Origin of the sequence: Streptomyces phytophilus, assembly GCF_013870535.1 — a bacterium.
GTDB classification, from domain to species: Bacteria; Actinomycetota; Actinomycetes; order Streptomycetales; family Streptomycetaceae; genus Streptomyces; species Streptomyces phytophilus.
The window spans coordinates 1-1777 of sequence record NZ_JACBXC010001221.1 but is presented as its reverse complement, the minus strand read 5'-3'; the positions used below and the strand labels follow the sequence as shown (position 1 = coordinate 1777).

At 73.7% G+C, this 1777-nt stretch carries 2 protein-coding genes; both read right to left on the bottom strand.

Annotated features, from left to right (window positions below; genetic code table 11):
• On the bottom strand, window positions 1-1117 hold a 1117-nt coding region (locus tag H5J30_RS30975), incomplete at its 3' end, for an AMP-binding protein (RefSeq protein ID WP_220189532.1).
• A gap of 50 nt (window positions 1118-1167) precedes the next feature.
• Complete coding sequence (gene paaI / locus H5J30_RS30970) at window positions 1168-1656, bottom strand: hydroxyphenylacetyl-CoA thioesterase PaaI (RefSeq protein WP_181790817.1); 489 nt, start codon at window positions 1654-1656, stop codon at window positions 1168-1170.
• Between the last annotated feature and the right edge of the window lie 121 nt (window positions 1657-1777).

Here is a 1777-nt window from a genome sequence, read left to right as displayed (position 1 = left end):
GCTCCACCGGCGCCCCCGGCCGGGCCTCGGCCCGTACCGTCATGCGGTCGAGACGCCCTCGGCGGGTCAGCCGCAGCTGGAAGTGCGGGGCCACGCCCGGCGTGCGGAGCACGATCTCCTCGATCTGGCTCGGGAAGACGTTCACCCCGCGCAGGATGATCATGTCGTCGCAGCGGCCGGTGACCTTCTCCATCCGCCGGAACGCCGGCCGCGCCGTGCCCGGCAGCAGCCGGCTGAGGTCGCGGGTGCGGTAGCGGACGACGGGCACGGCCTCCTTCGTCAGCGACGTGAACACCAGCTCGCCGCCCTCGCCCGCGGGCATCACCTCGCCCGTGACCGGATCCACGACCTCCGGCAGGAAGTGGTCCTCCCACACGTGCAGCCCGTCCTTGGTCTCCACGCACTCCTGCGCGACGCCGGGCCCGATCACCTCCGACAGGCCGTAGATGTCCACCGCGTCCAGCCCGGCCCGCTCCTCGATCTCGTGGCGCATCTCCTCCGTCCACGGCTCGGCGCCGAAGATGCCGACGCGCAGCGAGCTGGTACGCGGGTCGATGCCCTGGCGCTCGAACTCGTCGATGATCGTGAGCATGTAGGAGGGCGTGACCATGATGACCTCGGGCGCGAAGTCCCGGATGAGCTGCACCTGCCGCGCGGTCATCCCGCCGGAGGCGGGGATGACGGTGCAGCCGAGGCGCTCGGCGCCGTAGTGGGCGCCGAGGCCGCCGGTGAACAGCCCGTAGCCGTACGCGACATGCACCCGGTGGCCGGGCCGGCCGCCCGCGGCACGGATGGAGCGGGCGACGAGCCCGGACCAGATGTCGAGGTCGGCCGCCGTGTAGCCGACGACGGTGGGCAGGCCGGTGGTGCCGCTGGAGGCGTGCAGGCGGCGGACGTCGGCGACGGGGACGGCGAACATCCCGAAGGGGTAGTCCTCGCGGAGGTCGTCCTTCGTGGTGAAGGGGAAGCGGGCGAGGTCGGCGAGGGTGCGGCAGTCGTCGGGGGTGACGCCGGCGGCGTCGAACCTGCGGCGGTGGAGGGGGACGTTGTCGTAGGCGCGGCGGAGCGTGGCGCGGAGGCGGTCGAGCTGGTACGCGCCGAGTTCGCCGGGAGTCATGCGCTCGCCCGCGTCGAGCAGGGGGGCGGGGCTGCCGGTCGTGGTGTCGCTCACGCTCGTCCCTCCGGGCCGTTCTCGTCGCCTGCGCCGTGGTGCCCGCCGTTCGCCGCGGTGTCCCGGGTCGTCCCCGTCGCCGGGTCGCGGACGATACGGCTCCGGCCCCGGAACTCCGCGATCACCTCGGCGCCGCGCAGCACGCTCACGTCGTAGACCCCGTTCCGCCCGAAGCGCACCCGCTCCTCCGCCCGCGCCACCAGCACGTCGCCGACGTGCGCGGGCGCCGCGTACGTGATGTCCGCGCCCGCCGCGACGGCGACGCCGCGGCTGTTGCAGGCGCAGGCGAAGGCGGTGTCCGCGAGGAGGAAGACGTAGCCGCCGTGGGCGATGCCGTGGCCGTTGGCCATCTCCGCAGTGACCGCCATCCGCAGCGTCGCGGCGCCCGGCGCGGCCTCCAGCAGCTCGATGCCGTGGCGGCGGGCGGCGGCGTCGGCCGCGAACACCGTCGTGCCGTCGTGCGGCGCGGTCATGTGCTGCACCACCTGACTCCCCTTGTGGCCCGACCGATCATTCGGTTAGCTTGCGGAGCGGCCGGATCCCAGTCAAGAGGTACGACAGGACGTACGAGATGACGGAGCACAGCACGGCACCGGACGCGCCCGG